This window comes from Bacillus sp. 2175, assembly GCF_057812155.1.
On sequence record NZ_JBSZSU010000006.1, the window covers coordinates 52545 to 70972 of the forward strand.

At 30.0% G+C, this 18428-nt stretch carries 30 protein-coding genes; 1 reads left to right on the forward strand and 29 read right to left on the reverse strand.

The annotated features are described in order from the left end of the window. Window positions 1–109: 109 nt before the first annotated feature. The 16 genes from ACXKY9_RS28015 to ACXKY9_RS28090 form a co-directional block, all read right to left on the reverse strand. A complete protein-coding gene (locus ACXKY9_RS28015) occupies window positions 110–577 on the reverse strand; it encodes a hypothetical protein (RefSeq protein ID WP_000429070.1) in 468 nt (155 codons plus the stop codon). 37 nt (window positions 578–614) lie between these two features. After that, window positions 615–938 carry a hypothetical protein gene (locus ACXKY9_RS28020; protein WP_000457467.1) on the reverse strand — a complete coding sequence of 108 codons (324 nt, stop codon included), beginning with the start codon at window positions 936–938 and terminating at the stop codon, window positions 615–617. A 168-nt stretch (window positions 939–1106) separates the two neighbouring features. Further along, window positions 1107–1301, reverse strand: coding sequence for a hypothetical protein (locus ACXKY9_RS28025; RefSeq protein ID WP_000711343.1), 195 nt, complete (start codon window positions 1299–1301; stop codon window positions 1107–1109). Between the two features lie 4 nt (window positions 1302–1305). Then, window positions 1306–1524: a hypothetical protein gene (locus ACXKY9_RS28030; RefSeq protein ID WP_000653194.1), complete on the reverse strand. Its 219-nt coding sequence runs from the start codon at window positions 1522–1524 to the stop codon at window positions 1306–1308. Window positions 1525–1606: 82 nt separating this feature from the next. Then, on the reverse strand, window positions 1607–1948 hold the full coding sequence (locus ACXKY9_RS28035; protein ID WP_003274323.1) for a hypothetical protein: 342 nt from the start codon (window positions 1946–1948) through the stop codon (window positions 1607–1609). A 17-nt stretch (window positions 1949–1965) separates the two neighbouring features. Further along, a complete protein-coding gene (locus tag ACXKY9_RS28040; protein ID WP_154214506.1) occupies window positions 1966–2124 on the reverse strand; it encodes a hypothetical protein in 159 nt (52 codons plus the stop codon). Window positions 2125–2181: 57 nt separating this feature from the next. Next, the gene (locus tag ACXKY9_RS28045; RefSeq protein WP_000032713.1) at window positions 2182–2508 is read right to left on the reverse strand and encodes a hypothetical protein; all 327 of its coding nucleotides are present in this window, start codon (window positions 2506–2508) and stop codon (window positions 2182–2184) included. A gap of 34 nt (window positions 2509–2542) precedes the next feature. After that, on the reverse strand, window positions 2543–3127 hold the full coding sequence (locus ACXKY9_RS28050) for a hypothetical protein (RefSeq protein WP_000762947.1): 585 nt from the start codon (window positions 3125–3127) through the stop codon (window positions 2543–2545). Between the two features lie 18 nt (window positions 3128–3145). Further along, entirely contained in the window at window positions 3146–3373 is a 228-nt protein-coding gene (locus ACXKY9_RS28055; RefSeq protein WP_002134113.1) for a hypothetical protein, read from the reverse strand. A gap of 27 nt (window positions 3374–3400) precedes the next feature. Further along, window positions 3401–3550, reverse strand: a complete 150-nt coding sequence (locus tag ACXKY9_RS28060) for a hypothetical protein (protein ID WP_001266018.1) — start codon at window positions 3548–3550, stop codon at window positions 3401–3403. Between the two features lie 768 nt (window positions 3551–4318). Continuing rightward, a complete protein-coding gene (locus ACXKY9_RS28065; RefSeq protein ID WP_001175925.1) occupies window positions 4319–4672 on the reverse strand; it encodes a hypothetical protein in 354 nt (117 codons plus the stop codon). A 15-nt stretch (window positions 4673–4687) separates the two neighbouring features. After that, window positions 4688–5152, reverse strand: a complete 465-nt coding sequence (locus ACXKY9_RS28070; RefSeq protein ID WP_000009553.1) for a Uma2 family endonuclease — start codon at window positions 5150–5152, stop codon at window positions 4688–4690. A gap of 317 nt (window positions 5153–5469) precedes the next feature. Beyond that, the gene (locus ACXKY9_RS28075) at window positions 5470–5733 is read right to left on the reverse strand and encodes a hypothetical protein (RefSeq protein WP_002134110.1); all 264 of its coding nucleotides are present in this window, start codon (window positions 5731–5733) and stop codon (window positions 5470–5472) included. Between the two features lies 1 nt (window position 5734). Next, complete coding sequence (locus ACXKY9_RS28080) at window positions 5735–6271, reverse strand: hypothetical protein (protein WP_000854242.1); 537 nt, start codon at window positions 6269–6271, stop codon at window positions 5735–5737. 617 nt (window positions 6272–6888) lie between these two features. Continuing rightward, window positions 6889–7047 carry a Phr family secreted Rap phosphatase inhibitor gene (locus tag ACXKY9_RS28085; protein ID WP_000590519.1) on the reverse strand — a complete coding sequence of 53 codons (159 nt, stop codon included), beginning with the start codon at window positions 7045–7047 and terminating at the stop codon, window positions 6889–6891. Continuing rightward, window positions 7047–8147: a response regulator aspartate phosphatase gene (locus ACXKY9_RS28090; protein WP_000027439.1), complete on the reverse strand. Its 1101-nt coding sequence runs from the start codon at window positions 8145–8147 to the stop codon at window positions 7047–7049. Before ACXKY9_RS28090 ends, ACXKY9_RS28085 begins: the two co-directional genes overlap by 1 nt. A gap of 306 nt (window positions 8148–8453) precedes the next feature. Here ACXKY9_RS28090 and ACXKY9_RS28095 point away from each other — a divergent pair, with 306 nt between their 5' ends. After that, window positions 8454–9296, forward strand: coding sequence for a phospholipase D-like domain-containing protein (locus ACXKY9_RS28095; RefSeq protein ID WP_000588790.1), 843 nt, complete (start codon window positions 8454–8456; stop codon window positions 9294–9296). Window positions 9297–9358: 62 nt separating this feature from the next. On the opposite strand, the gene ACXKY9_RS28100 is transcribed toward ACXKY9_RS28095, so the two are convergent. The 13 genes from ACXKY9_RS28100 to ACXKY9_RS28160 form a co-directional block, all read right to left on the reverse strand. Next, entirely contained in the window at window positions 9359–9856 is a 498-nt protein-coding gene (locus tag ACXKY9_RS28100) for a hypothetical protein (protein WP_000380666.1), read from the reverse strand. Window positions 9857–9926: 70 nt separating this feature from the next. Continuing rightward, window positions 9927–12107, reverse strand: coding sequence for a CARDB domain-containing protein (locus tag ACXKY9_RS28105; RefSeq protein ID WP_000681204.1), 2181 nt, complete (start codon window positions 12105–12107; stop codon window positions 9927–9929). A 25-nt stretch (window positions 12108–12132) separates the two neighbouring features. Further along, entirely contained in the window at window positions 12133–13212 is a 1080-nt protein-coding gene (locus ACXKY9_RS28110) for a hypothetical protein (RefSeq protein WP_000878056.1), read from the reverse strand. Between the two features lie 33 nt (window positions 13213–13245). Next, window positions 13246–13545 carry a hypothetical protein gene (locus ACXKY9_RS28115; RefSeq protein ID WP_000864768.1) on the reverse strand — a complete coding sequence of 100 codons (300 nt, stop codon included), beginning with the start codon at window positions 13543–13545 and terminating at the stop codon, window positions 13246–13248. Between the two features lie 21 nt (window positions 13546–13566). Beyond that, entirely contained in the window at window positions 13567–13947 is a 381-nt protein-coding gene (locus ACXKY9_RS28120) for a hypothetical protein (protein ID WP_000411023.1), read from the reverse strand. 12 nt (window positions 13948–13959) lie between these two features. After that, entirely contained in the window at window positions 13960–14484 is a 525-nt protein-coding gene (locus ACXKY9_RS28125; RefSeq protein WP_000686751.1) for a hypothetical protein, read from the reverse strand. 92 nt (window positions 14485–14576) lie between these two features. Next, window positions 14577–15092, reverse strand: a complete 516-nt coding sequence (locus ACXKY9_RS28130; RefSeq protein WP_000823706.1) for a hypothetical protein — start codon at window positions 15090–15092, stop codon at window positions 14577–14579. 15 nt (window positions 15093–15107) lie between these two features. Continuing rightward, a complete protein-coding gene (locus ACXKY9_RS28135; RefSeq protein WP_000502628.1) occupies window positions 15108–16025 on the reverse strand; it encodes a M23 family metallopeptidase in 918 nt (305 codons plus the stop codon). Window positions 16026–16039: 14 nt separating this feature from the next. Then, window positions 16040–16426, reverse strand: coding sequence for a hypothetical protein (locus ACXKY9_RS28140; RefSeq protein ID WP_001077597.1), 387 nt, complete (start codon window positions 16424–16426; stop codon window positions 16040–16042). 34 nt (window positions 16427–16460) lie between these two features. Next, complete coding sequence (locus ACXKY9_RS28145; RefSeq protein ID WP_000477383.1) at window positions 16461–16991, reverse strand: hypothetical protein; 531 nt, start codon at window positions 16989–16991, stop codon at window positions 16461–16463. Window positions 16992–17160: 169 nt separating this feature from the next. Continuing rightward, window positions 17161–17307, reverse strand: coding sequence for a hypothetical protein (locus tag ACXKY9_RS28150; protein WP_000446561.1), 147 nt, complete (start codon window positions 17305–17307; stop codon window positions 17161–17163). 29 nt (window positions 17308–17336) lie between these two features. After that, the gene (locus tag ACXKY9_RS28155; RefSeq protein ID WP_000446562.1) at window positions 17337–17480 is read right to left on the reverse strand and encodes a hypothetical protein; all 144 of its coding nucleotides are present in this window, start codon (window positions 17478–17480) and stop codon (window positions 17337–17339) included. A gap of 15 nt (window positions 17481–17495) precedes the next feature. Beyond that, entirely contained in the window at window positions 17496–18386 is an 891-nt protein-coding gene (locus ACXKY9_RS28160; RefSeq protein WP_000020776.1) for a hypothetical protein, read from the reverse strand. Window positions 18387–18428: the final 42 nt, after the last annotated feature.

An 18428-nucleotide genomic window follows, 5' to 3' on the forward strand; every position in this document is an offset into this window, starting at 1 on the left:
AATTACATTATACACTAAATATAGTTTAAAATAAACAACTTTATAAACTGTATTTAGTGTATTTTTAGTGTCATAATTAAAAGGAGGAGATATAACCTCGTCCTTTTAATTAATCACAACTTGAGCTATTGTCATTGCTACTATCATTATAGTTATTCGAGGAATTATCAGGTGAACACATCCCACTTGATTTGTCCGATCCATTATCATTGTCTAGTATTATGTTATTAATAGTGCTTGCTGTGATTAAGGGATCTACTAGATCACTAGTATTTCTATGTTTTTTTTCCTCAGTAAAATGATGTACGTGTGATTGTCTATTGGAACGTCTAACTATATTGGTTTTGTCGCTAGATATTTCAATTTCTTTTTTATCCATGCTTACTTTACAAGATTTCAAATTTTTATCTTTCATATAATTTACAACTTTATCTACGTCTTTTCCCATAATAGGTTCTTCCTCTTGTTTAAAAAAGAGCGACAATCCTTTTGTGAAGAAATATCCCATTAAAACAACCAAACCGAGCCAAACAAAAATTCTTATTAGTAAAAACCAATCAAATGCTAGATTTTCCATATTTTCATGCTCCCTTCATTTGAATCTTATTTACACACTATTCGAATTCATCAATACGGAAATCCTCATAAATTTTCGGTTTTTTCATAGTTGGCCTATTCCCTTCAAATTCAACATTATCAGACCAATTTATTTTTACTTTTTTATAAAATTCTTCTAACTCTTTTGATGTTAAAAGAGACAATAAAAAACACAACTCACTTTCTACCTGAAGTAAACCTGAAGTAATATATCCTCTTTCATATTCACTTTTTTTACCTGCATTACTAATAAAATCATGCATACCTATTAAAGCAAGCATCCGATTAGTAAATTTACCACTGTTTTCATCGTTATTAAAAGCTTCATATTTTGCAAACATATAATCATTCCTTTTTATAGTGTTCTTAATCTTTTATCCAAAAATCCATATTCCTATAAACAAATAAGCAAAAAGCGCAAAAACAAATGCAAATCCAAACACTAGACATTTACCAAAGGACATACTTTTATGATCTTCCACTGATTATTTTTCCTTTCTTAATGAATTTTATTCCGTTTCTAGCAATAACATATTTTTAATAGGGGATTCTGTTTCAAGTTCTTTCCCATCCCTTATCCATATAACAACGTCACGTTCACTATCTAACCCTCTGTTTATAGTTTTTACACATAGGGCTACACCTTCATTTTTTGAGATGATATTTCTTACACGTTTTCCTTTTATATCAAACTCTTTTTTCATATTCTCACTCCGTCACATTCTCTATAGTCCCAATAAACATAAAGTTGACATTATCATATTTGAAAATTTCTATTTTATTAACTCCTTCTTCATTTACCTCTAGATAATTACATAAGATGGTATTTGCCATATAACCAGCTTCCTCTTGGTTTTCTAATAGATAGCTATCACAATCTACAACAGTATTATCCTTCTTTGCTACAAATGAATATATATCTTTCAAAATAATTCATCCCTTTCTCCAAAATCCCCGTTTTTTTTGATATAAAATTCAAACACTAAAACTTTTGGCATTCTCCATTATACTAAGATTTAATTTCATTAGGTTTTTTAAATAAAAATCGTAATACAATTATAATTGTCCAAATCCAAAGTATTACTTTACCAATATTAAGCAATAGATATGTTTTATTTTGCATTCCACTAACTATATTTGTTGATACAGTAGGTTCTGTATAAAAATCCAGTGAAAATAGATAAGTAATAGCTTCTATTAATCCCATTCTAGCCTGTGCTGGGAACACCCAAAATGTCATCGGTATTACAAAAAACACACCAATCCAAACAACAGCCCCCCAATCAATCTGTTTGATATTATGGATAGGTCTTTCAATCAAACTCATGTTATTTATTTTTTTCATGTTCATTCCACCTTTTCAAAAAATTATTTTATAAATTGAAGAATACAAATTACAATTAAGCAAGTAAGCATTGCTGGTAGCATAATTTTTAATTCATCCGGTAATTCTTTCTCCAAAATAGCAAATATTAGATTCACTATTATTGCCAAAAATATAAATAGAGCTAAAGATCCAAGAAACATTATTGGTATGATTGATAATGAATTCATTTATTTTCTCCATTCAAAACTAATTACTTTTTATATCGTTATACCATGTATTGCTATAAGCATTGTGCCTGTCAGATATATCATAAAACCAGCTAATGCAAACATCTTAAGAAATTCGTTATTTTTTTCACTATGTCCATTAAGCATTCTATAAAGAACACTAGCATTAAACCCTAATAAACATAAAGCTACAGGTATACCAATATACCACTTTCTTAAAGGAGCAAATATCCCCGAAACCACCTCTTGTATAGCCATTTCATTCGTTAATCCAGCTTGTTGTAATAAATCACCCATTGATGATAAAGCAAGAAACATTAAAACCATGAAACCAAATATACTAAAAAACTTACTCATTTTATATCCTCCTAGTTCCAAATAAAATTTGATTTTAAGAGAGTTCTTTAATTCTCCATACTCCCTCTAGTTGGTACTTGTTAACAAGATATTTTAAGAAATCAAAATAACTTTGTCCCGATTCTTTATAGTCCCATGTTTCATCTAAAAGGGTAGTAATTACATTAATTTGTCCTCTAACGAAACTGGATTTTACATGATATTTCCCATCATTTTCTGATTTTTCTATTCTTATAAACTCATTAATCCGTTCAGTAAGCATTTCTCTAATAGCTTTTGAGGATAGTATAACTTCCGGTATTTCCATACTCATATTTTCTAAATTAAAATCCTTAGCTTCTTGCTTATGATATTTAACGTTCTTATTAGGGTTTTGTGCATTATAAAACTCCCTATTGAACTCTCTTAGTTTATTCAATTCTTCATCTGAACAATGCTTCCATATCATACCTTCATCTAATATCCTTTTTTTCTCTTCACCTAGAAGTCCTCGATCCCTTATCTCTTTCACCATATTTTCTAAGGCTTCCAACATATCGTCTACTCTCATTTTTTGACCTAAAATATCTCTATTATTTTCAAGAAACCTCATGTACCTTTCTAATTCTTCTAATTTCATCAACTCATATCAATCCTTTCATTTTTTATTTAAATTATTACTAGTAAATACACCTTCAGCTTTTAAAAACCTTTCAAGAGCATCATATAATTTCATTTCGTTGCTATTACAATACTCTTCATTGTCGTGAAGAACGCTTGCTTCTTCTAATGTATCCAAATTACGCCATAATTCATAAGACAACTTATGTACTTTCTTACGAATTTCTTTAAGATCAACAGCTTCCATTAAAACCACTACTTTCATAATAAATTCTAAAACTATTAATTTTTTCTATTTAACGCCTTTTCCAAAGCATTTTAAACAAGGAATTTTTATACCTGTTTCTTGTAATCCAAAACCAAATCTATCTTCTTTGATTGAATAACTCTTGCTAAAGACAAACCCTTTTCCATTACAAGATTTACATTTTCTAACTCTCATTTCTCTTATCCCTCCAATAAGTATTCTTGAATACCTCCGTTTTTAAACATCCAAAAATTCGCTTATCTAACCGACTATCTTATTATATCATATTTTATTAATAAAACAAATATAGTTTATTGATAAAAATAATGTAAACTACATTTATTTTAAAGGGGTGGGTGGTGGGTATTGATATAAAGAATAAGCGTAGCTTATTTTCAATGCCTTTATATAAAAAATGAGAACAAGATTTTCTATCTCATTCTCATTTTTTATAACTACTTGATATATTCTCCAAAGCTAAATTTTTCAATATACATTTTTTAAGCATAGGCATTACAAGTTCTAAATTTAAAAATACCATAAATAAAATTTTGTATGTAGGAATTGAAAATTTTACAAGTACCGTCCATAACAAATTAAGAATAGAGTTTGTTACAGTTGTATTTGTCACATGGTTAAGATCCACCAAGAAACGGTCTATTATCTCTACATTAGAGATAGGCATTACACATAAAAAAATAAATGACACAAACAAAGTAACCACAAAAGGTTTAAAAATAATATTAGTTATTGTTTTTGGTAAGCTAAATATAATGACCACCTACTTTGTTAATTTTTTATTTTGATATATAAGAGAATAGGCTACATTGTAACAGTTATTCCCTATCTTATATCTTATTTATTATATAAAAAACATACAATAAATATAGTTTAAAGTAAATGTTTATTTAAAACACATTTAGTTATATTAATAAATAAAAATGGAATCATTAGATTCCATTTTTATGCTCGCTTTAATCTTTTCTTCGGCTCTTTCACAGTTCTACTTAATACATCAAAGGCTTCTTGAATCATTTGTTTTTCATCTTCTTTTCTTTGTAAGTACAACTGATACTCTTGAACCAATTCTTCCGCCCAATCTTCAATTTCTTTATCTTGGTTTGGTTGATAGTCCATGACATTACTGAATACAGGAATATCAGCATATCTTTCTTCATAATTAAATTCATCGGCTGTTTCATCTTTTAATTCATAAACAAATCCTTTTAAAACTTTTTTCCCGTTTTCCATATCATGAATCAACTCAACCATAATTTCGGTTTTTTCATCATCTAAAAATACTTTTCCTAATTGCATTATTTTACACTCCTTTTAAAATAGTTTTTCTAAATCTAACTCTAACTGAAGGAGATCACTTTCTATTATAAATGAATCTTCGCTTTTTATATATTGTCCACCTTCTGTAAGTTTGTAAACATATGCTTTGTTTTTGAACTGATCCAGTATCCAATATTCCTTTACACCATTCTTTTCATATAATTTTACGTTCTCCACTAGATCTTTATCCATATTAGAATGAGATAATACTTCTACAATTAAATCCGGTGCGCCCACAATACAATTTTCTCTTACTATATTATGATCAGAAACAACAACTGAAAGATCAGGTTGAGGTTTGGCATGTCCAAAACGTCCTTTTACATTTCTTAAATAGACAGTGTAGGGCGCAAAAATACTGACATGCTTCATTTCTAATTGTTTTCTTAATTCATAATATACATTCCCTAATATTAATTGGTGCTTTGTACTAGGTGTTTTATGCTGATTGAAACTCATGTGCATATTCCCCCATAAAATCATTTTTTCATTTGGCTTTTCATAGAAACTTTACTTTACATACTACCAATAGTATAATTCTTATTAAGATAATAGCAAAAGACAAGTTGCAACCTTGCCTTTTGCCAATGCTGTTTAGAGTGTGAGGGTCGATTCTTGCACTCTTTTATTTATGTTCAATGAAGTCCATATACATTTCACATTTCGGGCATTTCTTTTTGGGTATGATTTCACTACTCCAATCACCTTCCTTGCATTCTTCACACACGTATTCAATAAAAATAAAATCCCTATGCTCGTGTTCCTTTTTCTTTTTATTAATAGTGATATTGAACATATGCATTTGCTAAAAACCCCAAGTAATGATTGATATCTCTATTATAAAAATCTATTTTTCGTATTTGCTTTTCAATTACTTTTTGTTCTTCTATTGGTGCTTGTTTAATCATATCTATAACAATTTCATTTTCAATTACATGTGTAAGTCCTTTATGTTTAATAACAAAAATATCACTTGGAATGTGCTTTTCTTCAAAAAAGCGTTCAATAAATGTACGTGATCTTTCTTTTACTGTATACATATTATCTCACCTCCTTTTTTTGTCCGTCTTCAAATCCTAAATAACATGCTATAATCTCTAATTTTCGATTCATATTTTCTTCCCCTATCCATTCATATAATTCTTCTTCAATCTCTTGTCCTGTAACAACAATACTCTCACGTTGATCGCACATACTCGCAAACAATTCTATTTGTTGATTCGTATAATCCATAGCATTATCCCATTCGGTGAATAAATGCACATGCTGTTTTGATTCTTCTAGATTCCATAATTCTTTTACAACAATAATTTCTGTATTTTTCATAGAATCTAATATATACCCTACATGCCATTCTTGATTTTTATCTGATTTGAAAATTAAATTTACTTCTCCATCATAAGGATTTAGTTTAATAACCACGTCCTCATTCATTTCTTTAGCAAAAGCCTTATAACAAAAGAATCCAGCTTCATACTTTTGATATACAATGTCTTGGATCTCAAAAGTATTTTGTCTTTCCATAAATTCTTTTAGATCTTGAAAGATTTGTTCTTGCATGTTTTTTAATGTTTTCATGTTTTTTCTCTCCTTTTTTTTGCATTTGCATTACGCAAATGATCTTCCCAAAGGGAATTATTTTTGCCATTTGACATGAAGCATGGAACATCCGCATAGGAAAGTTGGCAAGGGTTTTAGCTGAAAAAATTTTATGTCCGAATTTTTTTCATCGGAATAAAAATTTTTCAGCCCCTTGCCAATTTTCCTGAATCACTTAGCAAAAAACAGGTTAAACCGAAGGGGAAACTTTGACCTGTTTTTTGCTTAGTGATTCTGCGGTATGTTACAGTGCGTAGTGCAAATGCAAAAATAATATAAATAAAAAAAGTAGGCGTTAGCCTACTCTCCGCTTTTGATCTTTTGTTTTTTCCGGTTCGTCCAGCATGTGCCTTCCTTGGCAAACTCAGGAGGAACTTACAGAGAGTAGCGTGAGCGTACTCTCTGTAGTTATCCCTGTGTTTAATGCTGTGAGCGACACATATCTCCTTGTTAGCTTCTGAAACGCCTGTACAGGCTTTCAGAAGGTTATAAGGAGTAAGTGCCACCGCCCAAGCCTAAAAAAGCACTTATTCTCCCTTTTAGAAAGAACAAGTGCCAATATTCTAATTATTTATCATAAAAAATATCTACCCTACTTAATCATTAGGTATTTCAACAGATAAACTCGGTTTTGCTGGTGATGGTGTTTCTCCACCATTAAGTGACGCTTGTTTTAAACTACTAAAACTATTGATACTACATGCTAAAGTACCTACTAATACCATGCCTAATACAATTTTCTTTATTTTAATCATTATTTCAACGCCCCTTTTCTCAAATGTTTCTTGTCTGCATTGTTACTGATATAAAAGTATTTACTTGCTTTAACATGATCATCAGTTTCATAGAATTGAATGGCCAACATTTCGGCATATTCTTTTACGCAATCCCACATTCCTTCTTTTTCAAAATAAGAAATTGCATCTGTAACAACTTGTTCTAAACGTGCTTTAGGTAATTCTGTGACTAATTCATTTATAACTGCAAAACGATGCTTATATTCTGCATTTCCTGATTGAATTGCGCTTTTCATTCCTTGTTCTATATGTTGTTTTGCTGTTTCAATATCACCTAATTTATAATATGCTCTCGCTAGAACAAATAATGCTTTATAATGATTCGGAATTTTATTTACGATTTCAGAACTATGTCGAATAGCCAATTCATATAAATCTTCAATATGGTATAACCATCCTAAATTGTAACGTACCTTTATTAACAAATGTTCTTCATCATTCTTTTTAAGAACATCTATTACCTTATTCAGACATTCTTCAGCCCTTCCGAATTCCCGTAAATCTATACAAGCTATACTGTATAGGTTATCACATAATGCATGATTGATTTCATATCCTATATGATTTGAAAACATTTCTTTAGCCTTTAATACATGCTGAATACCTTCAAATGGTTGGTATGAATGATAGTAAAAACTTGCCATTCTATATTCAAATTCAGCCTTTTCGATTTCATCAGGAATATAAATTAAAAGTTCTTCCGCTTTATCATAATGTGCTTTTGCATCATTGTAATTGGACAAAATTGTAGAATGTATTGCTTTAAAGAAATGATAATAGTAAGCCAAAAATAAATATTGATCCTTGATTCCCGAAAGTTCTTCTACCTTTTCAAACGATTCCTTTGTAATATTAATTCCTTCTACTAACACTTTACATCTAAAATCAAGTAGTGAATAATAGAGTGAAAGATATTGATCTGTTTCAATTTCTTTTAAATTTTCTTCTATTTTCATTTTTAACTGATTGGATTTCTCGACATGATACAAACGGATTTCTTCATACCATTCATTCAATAATCTTATTAATTGCTCTCTTCCTTTTGTCTGAATGCTCATAATATCCCCCTTCTTTCTATATACAGTCTTAATTCGATAATAACAGGAATTGGGTACAATGAATTTTACTACAAGATTTCTCATAAATAAACAGAATATTCTGAAATAAAAAAGACATATCCTATTTTTTTATCTAGGGATATGTCTAAAATGACGAATCATAACTATTATACCGAATTCTAGTTGTTTATAAAAACATTATGTTCACTTTATATTGTTGCTTTGAAATATTGATTAACCGTCATGTATAATTCATATACAGGGTTATGGGTAGGTAAATATTCAAAAAAGGATGGAAGAATGTATATGATAAAAGAAATTCCATTTCAAGAAGGCGAAATAATTCTTTTTAAAGAAGCGAATTTGTGGAACGATTTGCTTGAAAGATGCAAAAAAGAAACAAAAACGATTAATATAGCAACATACAATTTTAATTTTAAGAATAAATACGAAAGATCCTTTTATAAGGAGTTATCTAAACTTGCTAATTTAGGAATTGATGTTAGCTTACTATATTCAATAATGACTTTTTCTAATGAGGATAAATTAGAGATAGAAGAAATATTTAAAAATTTCGTGTTGTGTGCACAGCTAAAAGCCAATCACTCGAAAATGTTTATTACAGATAATTTCGCATACATTGGTTCAGCTAATTTTAGTTTTAGTAGTAATAATAATTACGAATGTGGTGTTATTTTTAATAATAAAGAAATTGTTTCAAAGATACGGAAACTATTCATGGGGGAAATGCTTGAACAAAGCGAATTCACAAATGTCCCTACATCTTTTGATCCATTTTATTTTTTACCTAGAATACTAAATAATGTTGAAGAATTAAGTAAAGTAGAAAAAAAAGAGTCCTTGTATATTGCTAGTAATGTAGAAAACATAGCACAATTGCGTTATTTAGATGATTTAGAGAAAAATTTAAATAAACTAGGTTTTCCAATACCTATACATTTTGATTGGTGGAAACTTTTTTGGGAACTTGAGGAAAAGAAACCAATACCTGATATCACATTTAATAATTTTAAAAACTATCTCTATGCATTATCTCAATACTTAAACACTGTAATAGAACATGTTAACGCACAGTATGAGAGCATCGGAAGAATGGAATTACTGAAGCGAATTAAAGTAATAAAATAAAATATAGACTTGAAATAAAGATCAATCAACCTTTATTTCAAGTCTATATTTAGATAAAACACCTATTTTGTTTGTTCCGCTTTAATAGTAGAAATAAGAGCGAATGTAATCACATCAAATAATTTCTCAGGGCAATTGGAAACGAAATGTGCAATCGCAATTTCTATCACTTCGCCAACTGTTTCTACATCTTTTGCTAACATTTTGATTCTTTGTCTTTCTGTTTCATCAATTCTCACATTCAATACGACTCTTTTATGTGAGACACTAACTTCTTGATGGATGATTTCTTTCAATTCCTTCATTCTTTTACTTTGTAAAAACGGTTTTAATGATGCTACATTATTTGTCTGTTTAAATACATCATCAATCATCATTTTCAAAAACTCAGGCTTATTAGTCGTTGATAATTCAGTAATGGTAGGGTAATTAAAATGTTTTATAATTAGAAATTCAGTAAACTTAGATCTCTTATATATCATGTAAGTTGCAAGGAAAACATAATTCATGACAGGATCTATTTTGTACGATTTGTTAGGTATTGTATTGTTTGTATCCATTTTTCCTACCTCTCCAATACATATAAAATAAAAAAAGGAAACAATAACGAGTTACTGTTTCCTTTAACAATCAATTAGTTCGATAAAAATCAAAGGTATTATAAGCATCCTCTATAATCTCAACAGTAACGATATCTCTTTTGATAATACCATTTTTCCATTTCGCTGTGAACATGAAGTAAATATTACCTTTTTCTAACTTCGTTCTCGGATCAGTCATGGATGGTTCAAAAATATCAAGATTATATATTGGATGACTTGAATTTAAAGGCTTTCTAATAATGAGATCCTGTTTGTTTACTTGCATTCCTTTGAATTCTAATGTAACAAATTCAATCGGATAATTTGTTACAATGGCTGACGTAACAAATTTTTCCCCTGATACAAATTGCTCCGGTAAATGGTTTAGCTTTTTATGAATTTCTTGCCACTCTTTTGTATGATCCACTTTCCCTTTAATACTAAGTGGTTCAGCTTTAAAAGAGACTTTCGCTTCTCCCTTTTCACCATGAGGATCTGTTACTGTTGCTTTAAATTCATACGATCCATCTTTTATCGAATCTATTTTATATTGTAAGGTCTTCCCTGATATAGCTTTCTTTTCTTCAAATACTTTCTTCCAGTTTCCTTGATTCTCTTTCATTTCTAGGATAACTTGTAGCTTTTCTTTATCTCTAGGATCTTCATCACTCGGTAACATTTCTAAAGTGACATTATCTCCTTCAAATACTGGATTAGGGTTATATTTCAATTCAATTTTAGGTACTGTATTTACATATGGGTTAGTGGAAACTTCATTGTCGTTTTCATTTATCTCTTTAATCACATTTTCATCGTCTACTTTTGCTCGAAATGTATGATCCCCTGAATCTTCAGCCTTGAAAGTAAAATATTTTGTAGCCTTTTCTCCTTTTTTCATGCTCTTAATATCTATTGTTTGTAGCTTTTTATTGTCTTGGTAAAATGCTATTTTAAATGCTTTTACATCTAATTCACCATCATTAATAAAGTCTACTTTCGCCTTATATTCTTGGCCTTTAACTAAATGATTAATAGCTTTGTTATTTGAATCTAAAATAGTAATAGATTGCGCTTTTAAGTTTGTCGCCCGAATATCTCCAACATACTCAACTTCTACATCCCATTTTCCGCTTGTATCATACTCATTCCAATGATCAAATACTTCCTTAGAAAGTTTACCTTTATAAGTTGCTTTTCCAGTGAAATCTTTGAGAATATCAGGCAAGTTAAATGTTCCTCTATATTCCTGAGCATATCTATATCCTTGCACTTGCTTTATATAATCAATCCATACACCTTTACGATATCTATTAGTCCTCCCCGATTCTGATTTCCAACGATAACCGAACTGTGCTGTTTTATAATGCCATCTTGGATCTTCAGCATCTTGTACGTCCCATTCATCCCATCCCCAATCCTCAACTATCCAATTCTCCTTATCAGGCTCTAATCCGTAATATGTATCAGGTTTAAGGGGTTTAGAATCACTGAAGTTATACATATCACCATAATAAGTATACGGGTTATATGACATAAATCCTAAACGACTATTTCCAGCACCATCATAGTATTCAGCTCGTCCCTCACTTCGGCTCTGTATCCACATTCCTTTAGAATCCACCGAATATTTATCACCCAATTGAGGAACTTGGAAATTAAGGGTTTGTCCACTTCTTTCATCATAATAGTTCTTCGATATACTAGATGGTGCTGGCGCTTGCCACGAATACCTTCTAAATATGTTGTCTTCCCAATGTCCATCTAGGTTAACAGTTCTATTTGTTTCCCAATTTTTTGACCACTCGACATTTCCCACTAGAGGGATTTTCCCTTGATACCCATCTTCATTAATTGTCACTTCTTTTGGCACTAACGATTGATCATTAGTATGGTAGGTATTACTAACTGTTTTTGTAAACTCTTTGGTTTCTGTGCGATAGATACTATCCTTATGATGTACCTTTTCTTTTGGTGTTAATTTAATACGTGTAGCCTTTAGAATACCGGTTTGACCATCTTGATCATAAGCGATGCTATCAGGATAATCACCGTATTCTTGATTTGGATAGGGAACAATTTTCGGATTTTCCCAACGCATATCTTTCTGAATTTCACCATAATGTATCCATCTTGTAGTTTGTTTTTCAGCATGTGCTTCTTTGACAGGATATTGAAATATGCTACTTACTATGAGAGAAGACAAAGCGATTTTTAATACTTTATGTTTCATGATATCTCTTCCTAACTTTTAAATTTCACTTGTTAAAATAAGGAGAAAATTTATATCCGATTGCAAATTCTGTATATTGATCGGAGCATTCTTTATAAGCTGATAAATCTATTTGCTCGCTAGGAGGTTCGATATTAATAGTAAGTCCCCTGTTTTTTAAATCTTCTATATCCCATACCTCCACTTCAAAGGCAATATCCATAATAGGTGTACTATTATTCATTTCTTGTTTTTCTAGCATTTTCACTTGAATACTCATAGTTACATTTTTATCTAATTCACCCTTATTAGGATTAAGTTCATATATTTTTTCAGTGTATTGGACTTGATTCTCCTGATAATTTTTTTGAGAATCTAAAAGGAATTTTTCAGCATGATAATAGATTACTCGGAAGATCCGCACTCCTAATGACATGTTTTCCCATAATAACTTTGAGTGTAGTAATAATTCTTTATGACTTCCATGTCTAGAACGGATTGCATCCAAACATACTTTATATATTTTTACTTTTGATAGATTTATATTTTCTAGCTTAGATTCCCCAAATTCTCGGAAAGTTGTTCCTTCCATTTCGTATATATCAAAGAACATAGATGCATAAAAAATAAGTTCATCTAGGTTTAGATTCTTATCAAACAAACTTTCAACAAACATAAGAACAAGTTCTATTTTCTCTAAAGATAAATTTGTTAAAATATATTTCTCTTCAGTGTAGTCCTTGTTATAAATACGAATTCCCTTATATGTATTTCCATATAGCCTTTTACCTTTTAAGAAATTTTGTACAATAGGTAAAAAAGGATTGTACTTCTCCATTGCCTTATGAAATAGATCTTCTATTTCTCCCAAAAACAGAGGGTGCTTATCTTTCAAATAATTATATAAATCCCCTTCTATTGTTCTTACCTTTGAAATATCCTCTTCAGTGTATTCCAGTACATTTCTTTCCTCTTCATTTAATTGTGTTTTAAAAAACACCTGACGGATAACAGAAGGGGTTATATGTGCTTCTTGCTGTAATTGAATTACAAAGTTATCGTATTCATGAATACTCATTGTTTTTGCCTGTTCAGGATTTTCAAAAAAAACACTGGTATATTTCATTTGTTTATTCTCCTTTATTCTTTAATTTCCGTACTATAGAAGGATTTGTTTATTCTTTAATCCGATTCTAAATACATTCATATTCTTAACATCAATATCATGAAGTAATAAAAAAGCTTCAAACTTTTCGTTAGGAAAAGAAACAATAATTTCAACATCAGGCAAGTGTTTTAAAGATGGTATAATCTTTTTAATATCTTTGACTTTCATATCTTTATTTACATCACAAAACAATTGATACACATTAAAATTATCATTTTCATTTTTGATAATAATGTAACAGTTTCCATTTCTATAACCTTTTACTAAAATATCAGATTGAATAACTTTCATTTTAATACCCCTTAGAAATTTCTATACAGCGTATTTTTTTATAGCTTCTTCTATTGTTTTAGCATCTTTTTCTTCTGAATAATCTATATAAGCTGGTATTACCTTACCAATATTTAATACCATTAGATCAAACCTTTGATCCGTAGTTTCGTTATAAAAGCAATGGGAATAATAGATAGGGATCTCATACAGCATCCAACCCTTTATATCAAACCCTTTCTCTTGGATATAAGTAATACAGTTATGAAAACGAATTAATGAATCATCCTCATGATTTTTTTTATTGAAGTAACTCCCCTCTTCAATTTCTTCAAAATGAGAAATATATTCTTCTATTTTTATCTTTATATAGATATTCAAGCTATTTTTCAGTAATTCTTTTGCAATTTCTATCTTTTCCATATAGGATACCCCTTATGATTTAATAGTTTCCTTGCTCTTGTTCAAAGTCGAATGCTCTACCGATAGATTATGGAATTGTTGAAATACTGCTTTCATAACATCTATGTCTTCTTGATCCACTTCCAATTCTTCATCAGGCGATACAATTTCACCAGTTTTTAACCAGCCCTTATACATTGATACAAACATATCAATCGCTTCTTTTGTATTTTCTTGTTTTAACGTGTCCCATAATTCTTCATCAATTTGATTTATAAAATGATCTAAATTGATTGCTTTTGTTTCCCTATATTGATTAACAAGCACTTCTTTTAGTTTTTCTAATTCGATTTGTGACAACTCATTAAGATCAAAATGATATTTTAGCCAATGATATCCTTCAGGGATATATTGTACAAATTTTAAAATATCCTCTTCTTTAGAAAAGTCAAATACTATATAACCTTTCCCTTTGCAAGTAAAACAATTTCCTTTTTCCTCCGCTAAATCTTGTAATAAACCAGCTAAACACTCTTGACATTCACAGTCTATTTTCATAGTTTTCCTCCCAACTTTGATACATTAAAATTAAAACTCTCGAATCGAGAGATTTAACAAGTAAATCTCTATCTTCCAAAGTTCTAGCTTACTTACTGATACATAAATTGAATGGCTAATACACCGATACGATTTATCTTATTTTTATCATCCCAATAAATATTTACATCAGCGTACTTCCCATTAAAATCTTTCTTTATTAATTTATCAATTTCGCTATAATCATTTGATTTCGTTTCGTAAATTGCTGTATATACTGTATCTACTCCACATCGTACATCTTCAGGTATTTTCTTATTTGCATCTTCCCAAAGTTCCAATTGATATATTTCCTGTTTAACTTCTTCTACTGATTTTTCCTTTTTTGTCATAGCTTCTAATTGTTGATCAAAATACTCTTTTTTCACACCATCATAACGGTTAAACACACCTAATTTTTTTCTTAAATCGTTATTTATTCCCGCTTTTTCTGGTGGGGCTATATAAAATTTACTTTGAGTTTGCTTTGTGGATTCTTTTGATGCTGTATTATGATTTACAAACCAATACACCGAAGCACCCATTACTATTAAGGCCATACATATATAAATAAGTAATTTACGTTTCATATCCTAACCGTCCCCCTATTCCTTATTAAAGAAGCTTAATGGATTAAGGACTTGTCCATTCATTCTAGTTTCAAGATGCAAGTGTGCCCCTGTACTATCTCCTGTCGATCCTACATGTCCAATAATCTGACCAGCTATTACTTTTGCATCTTTTGATACAGTAATAGAATTTAAATGTGCATATCTAGTTTCAAAACCATTCCCATGATCCAAAATAACTAGATTTCCATATCCACCCATAGTACCAGCAAATGTCACAGTTCCATCTTTTACAGCCCCCACAGGTTGATTCATAATATTAGGCGCTGATATATCGACTCCGTTATGTTTTTCTACCTTTCCTGTGATTGGGTGAACTCGTTCAGGATTAAAATTAGAAGTTACATTTTGAGTAAATGACAATGGAAATACTAACCCTTTTTCATTTGCGGTAACGTTTTGTAATTGTCCTAGATTTTGATTTATTGGATTAGGAGTCTTTACTTTATATGTGTAAGAAGCAACCCTTCTAACAACCCGATCCTCTTTACTTAAAAAATATTTCTTTGTAGTAGTTTCAATTATCGCTACTAGGGTAGGGTTTTGAAATGTATCTTGAAACTTCAGGGTATTCGCTTTATATTTCACTGGAAATTTGGAGTTAGATTGATCAAGCACTTGGAATTCAAGGATTTTATAATCTGTCCCTTCTTGGAATCCAGTGTTATCTTTTAAACTTTCTTTAAATGTTTGTTTTGCTTTTATAGGGTCAAACACTAGCTTTCCATTTGCAAGTTCATCTTTTTTCAATTCTAAACTTGCATCATGTACAGCTACCTCTAGATCCTCTTTTAAATACTTAGAGCTTTTTGCGTATGTGGCAATATTCATATTCAAAGTTAATCCCATAACAGCCATTAATACGATAAATAAAGTTCTGATAAGATCTCCCACAATATCACTCTTCCTTATGTAGTCCCTGTATATTCGCTTCTAACAGTTCTCTTAATCTTATAGGGCTTAGAATTATCAATCTTAAATACATCAATAACTGTTAATGGAGGTTGAGGAATTTCAAACTCAATATAAATTTTTTCCCCTCTAGTGGTTACTGTTTCAGTTCCCTTAATTTTTATTTGATCCGCTTTATAATGATGGATATTTACAAGATAGTCCTTCATTTCTTTATATAAAGCTGAATCATATTTCCCTTGTAAACTTGCTTTCTTTTGAGTCTCATATATAGCTAAATTAATAGTTTCATCGACTTGGGATGCATTGAGAAATAAAGCTGGTTGAAAAATTGACCAAAGGATTAATGGCATCAATAATACATATGAAAGAACTTGATTCATACGCACACCCCTTTCATATTTTAATTATTTACTATTAAAAGATTGCTTGGTAAAAGTTATTTGTATACTTTTCTAGTAAGTTCTTATACTCTTGTTCTTCTTTTTCTGTAACTTCACCACCCTCACCATAAATCTTGGAATACAACATTTTCTCCCTCTTTTCTTCCTCTTCAGATGGGAAAATGTTACCTTCCGCAAGCTCAATGAATTCTATTAAATTCTCAATTTCTTTTTCATTTAAAGATTGTTCTAGATCAGCGCAAATACAGAAGTAAGCTAAATTCCAATGTTCTACTTTCAATTGAATTCCACAGATCGGCAAATAATTAAAAATCTCTAGTAAATACATTCTTTCCTTTGTATTTAAATTGTTTTTTCCTTTTTTAATATGTTGTTTAAGGTTACGCACTACCTTTGCTTTGACAACATATCCTGTATCTTCATATCCTGTAGAAAGTTCTTCTAAATCAGCCATCCCAGACTGATTTCTATATTCGATTACTTGTTCAGCAATTGTCATAGGGATAGCTAATGCGCACACATTTTGTCTTTCCACTTTAAACATATACATCACACCTTCTTAACTCTTATTATTCTCAAAATAATGTTCTCAAAAATAATGTTCTCGATAAAATGTTCTCAAAAATAATGCTCTCGATAAAATGATAATCCATTGAATATTCAATGGATTATCATAAAAGTTTGCTCAATACTTATTTTTAAATTTGTAGATATTAAGGCGCTACTTTAGTAGAAGTAATTTGTTTCTGTACTTCTCCACCTTTAGTTTGAACTGAAGGTGTTAATTGATTCCATACAACAGCACCAATTATCACAAGTGTTGCGGCGATTAATAATATTTTTGAAATTACTGATTCCATTTTCTTTTTCTCCTTTATGATTTGAATTTTTATTTTACTTTTGTTCCATCAATTTGAGTTTTAATTTCTGTTCCTTTTCCTTGAACTGAAGGTGTTAATTGATTCCATACAACAGCACCAATTACCACAAGTGTTGCGGCAATTAATAATATTTTTGAAATTACTGATTCCATGCACATTCACCCCCTTTAAATATGACTTTTTCCTAAAATATCATTAAACATGGCAAAGATATAAATAACTAACCATGATATGATTAACAAACTTGTTGTAGTAAAAATCCCAAACATTAACGTTTTGCGTTTTCCACTCTGTTGCATTTGTGCTTCATAGTAAGAAAAAGCAAATACGCTAGATTCAGCATTAATTGTTTCTAATGCTTGCTCTTTTGAAGTTTGATCCATTTTAAAAATAATATCTCCTAACGCTTTTGTTCCTTCCCCACCAATATCCTCATAAAACACATCTTTAGCTTTTTCAGGATCAGATTTCCATAATGAAAGAAATCTAGCAATTGTACCGTTAATATGTTCAAACATTGGTAGAGAGTCCCTAATAATTCCATATATATTAACTTCTTGTGAAGGATTTAATGAATATAAATCAGCTTTTAAAACATCAAACAATGTAAATACTTCTGTTATTTTCTTTTGATATTTTAATGTTATTAAATAATTAATTATCATCGAGATAATTGAGTATTTAAAAATTGGCTCTGTGGCTAGATATATACTCCAAACCACAAGTAGGCTCATTACAGAAAATTCTCCTAGCGTTACATATGGAATAGCTAGGTAATAGATTGCCAAGAAAAGTAATACTACCATTCTTGTAATTTGATAATGAGAAGCTTTAATATACTTAATTTCTGCGGTTGATAATTTTTGCTGGAATTTCGATTTATTATTAACTAAAATGAACTTTTTCTTCTTTTGTTGGATACTTTGAGCAATTTTTGTTCTTTGTAATTTTCGTTCTTCAATAGAAGTACATAGAGCATAAGTTTGATATGCTCCTATTCCAAAGAATATGAGTACCAATAGATAGACAAACAAACTTACCAATAAATCTATAGACACATCTTTTACACTCCCATCTATTTAGCAAATGTATTTAATATC

Coding starts and splice junctions, on each gene's coding strand:
- ACXKY9_RS28085 (WP_000590519.1), bottom strand. CDS start 7,047: ATGATTAAAATAAAGAAAATTGTATTAGGCATGGTATTAGTAGGTACT.
- ACXKY9_RS28115 (WP_000864768.1), bottom strand. CDS start 13,545: ATGAAAGTTATTCAATCTGATATTTTAGTAAAAGGTTATAGAAATGGA.
- ACXKY9_RS28055 (WP_002134113.1), bottom strand. CDS start 3,373: ATGAAAGTAGTGGTTTTAATGGAAGCTGTTGATCTTAAAGAAATTCGT.
- ACXKY9_RS28120 (WP_000411023.1), bottom strand. CDS start 13,947: ATGGAAAAGATAGAAATTGCAAAAGAATTACTGAAAAATAGCTTGAAT.
- ACXKY9_RS28025 (WP_000711343.1), bottom strand. CDS start 1,301: ATGAAAAAAGAGTTTGATATAAAAGGAAAACGTGTAAGAAATATCATC.
- ACXKY9_RS28105 (WP_000681204.1), bottom strand. CDS start 12,107: ATGAAACATAAAGTATTAAAAATCGCTTTGTCTTCTCTCATAGTAAGT.
- ACXKY9_RS28080 (WP_000854242.1), bottom strand. CDS start 6,271: ATGAAAACATTAAAAAACATGCAAGAACAAATCTTTCAAGATCTAAAA.
- ACXKY9_RS28145 (WP_000477383.1), bottom strand. CDS start 16,991: ATGTTTAAAGTGGAAAGACAAAATGTGTGCGCATTAGCTATCCCTATG.
- ACXKY9_RS28015 (WP_000429070.1), bottom strand. CDS start 577: ATGGAAAATCTAGCATTTGATTGGTTTTTACTAATAAGAATTTTTGTT.
- ACXKY9_RS28155 (WP_000446562.1), bottom strand. CDS start 17,480: ATGGAATCAGTAATTTCAAAAATATTATTAATTGCCGCAACACTTGTG.
- ACXKY9_RS28140 (WP_001077597.1), bottom strand. CDS start 16,426: ATGAATCAAGTTCTTTCATATGTATTATTGATGCCATTAATCCTTTGG.
- ACXKY9_RS28075 (WP_002134110.1), bottom strand. CDS start 5,733: ATGTATACAGTAAAAGAAAGATCACGTACATTTATTGAACGCTTTTTT.
- ACXKY9_RS28040 (WP_154214506.1), bottom strand. CDS start 2,124: ATGTTTCTTGGATCTTTAGCTCTATTTATATTTTTGGCAATAATAGTG.
- ACXKY9_RS28050 (WP_000762947.1), bottom strand. CDS start 3,127: ATGAAATTAGAAGAATTAGAAAGGTACATGAGGTTTCTTGAAAATAAT.
- ACXKY9_RS28125 (WP_000686751.1), bottom strand. CDS start 14,484: ATGAAAATAGACTGTGAATGTCAAGAGTGTTTAGCTGGTTTATTACAA.
- ACXKY9_RS28060 (WP_001266018.1), bottom strand. CDS start 3,550: ATGAGAGTTAGAAAATGTAAATCTTGTAATGGAAAAGGGTTTGTCTTT.
- ACXKY9_RS28100 (WP_000380666.1), bottom strand. CDS start 9,856: ATGGATACAAACAATACAATACCTAACAAATCGTACAAAATAGATCCT.
- ACXKY9_RS28020 (WP_000457467.1), bottom strand. CDS start 938: ATGTTTGCAAAATATGAAGCTTTTAATAACGATGAAAACAGTGGTAAA.
- ACXKY9_RS28150 (WP_000446561.1), bottom strand. CDS start 17,307: ATGGAATCAGTAATTTCAAAAATATTATTAATCGCCGCAACACTTGTG.
- ACXKY9_RS28095 (WP_000588790.1), top strand. CDS start 8,454: ATGATAAAAGAAATTCCATTTCAAGAAGGCGAAATAATTCTTTTTAAA.
- ACXKY9_RS28130 (WP_000823706.1), bottom strand. CDS start 15,092: ATGAAACGTAAATTACTTATTTATATATGTATGGCCTTAATAGTAATG.
- ACXKY9_RS28045 (WP_000032713.1), bottom strand. CDS start 2,508: ATGAGTAAGTTTTTTAGTATATTTGGTTTCATGGTTTTAATGTTTCTT.
- ACXKY9_RS28070 (WP_000009553.1), bottom strand. CDS start 5,152: ATGAGTTTCAATCAGCATAAAACACCTAGTACAAAGCACCAATTAATA.
- ACXKY9_RS28090 (WP_000027439.1), bottom strand. CDS start 8,147: ATGAGCATTCAGACAAAAGGAAGAGAGCAATTAATAAGATTATTGAAT.
- ACXKY9_RS28065 (WP_001175925.1), bottom strand. CDS start 4,672: ATGCAATTAGGAAAAGTATTTTTAGATGATGAAAAAACCGAAATTATG.
- ACXKY9_RS28035 (WP_003274323.1), bottom strand. CDS start 1,948: ATGAACATGAAAAAAATAAATAACATGAGTTTGATTGAAAGACCTATC.
- ACXKY9_RS28110 (WP_000878056.1), bottom strand. CDS start 13,212: ATGAAATATACCAGTGTTTTTTTTGAAAATCCTGAACAGGCAAAAACA.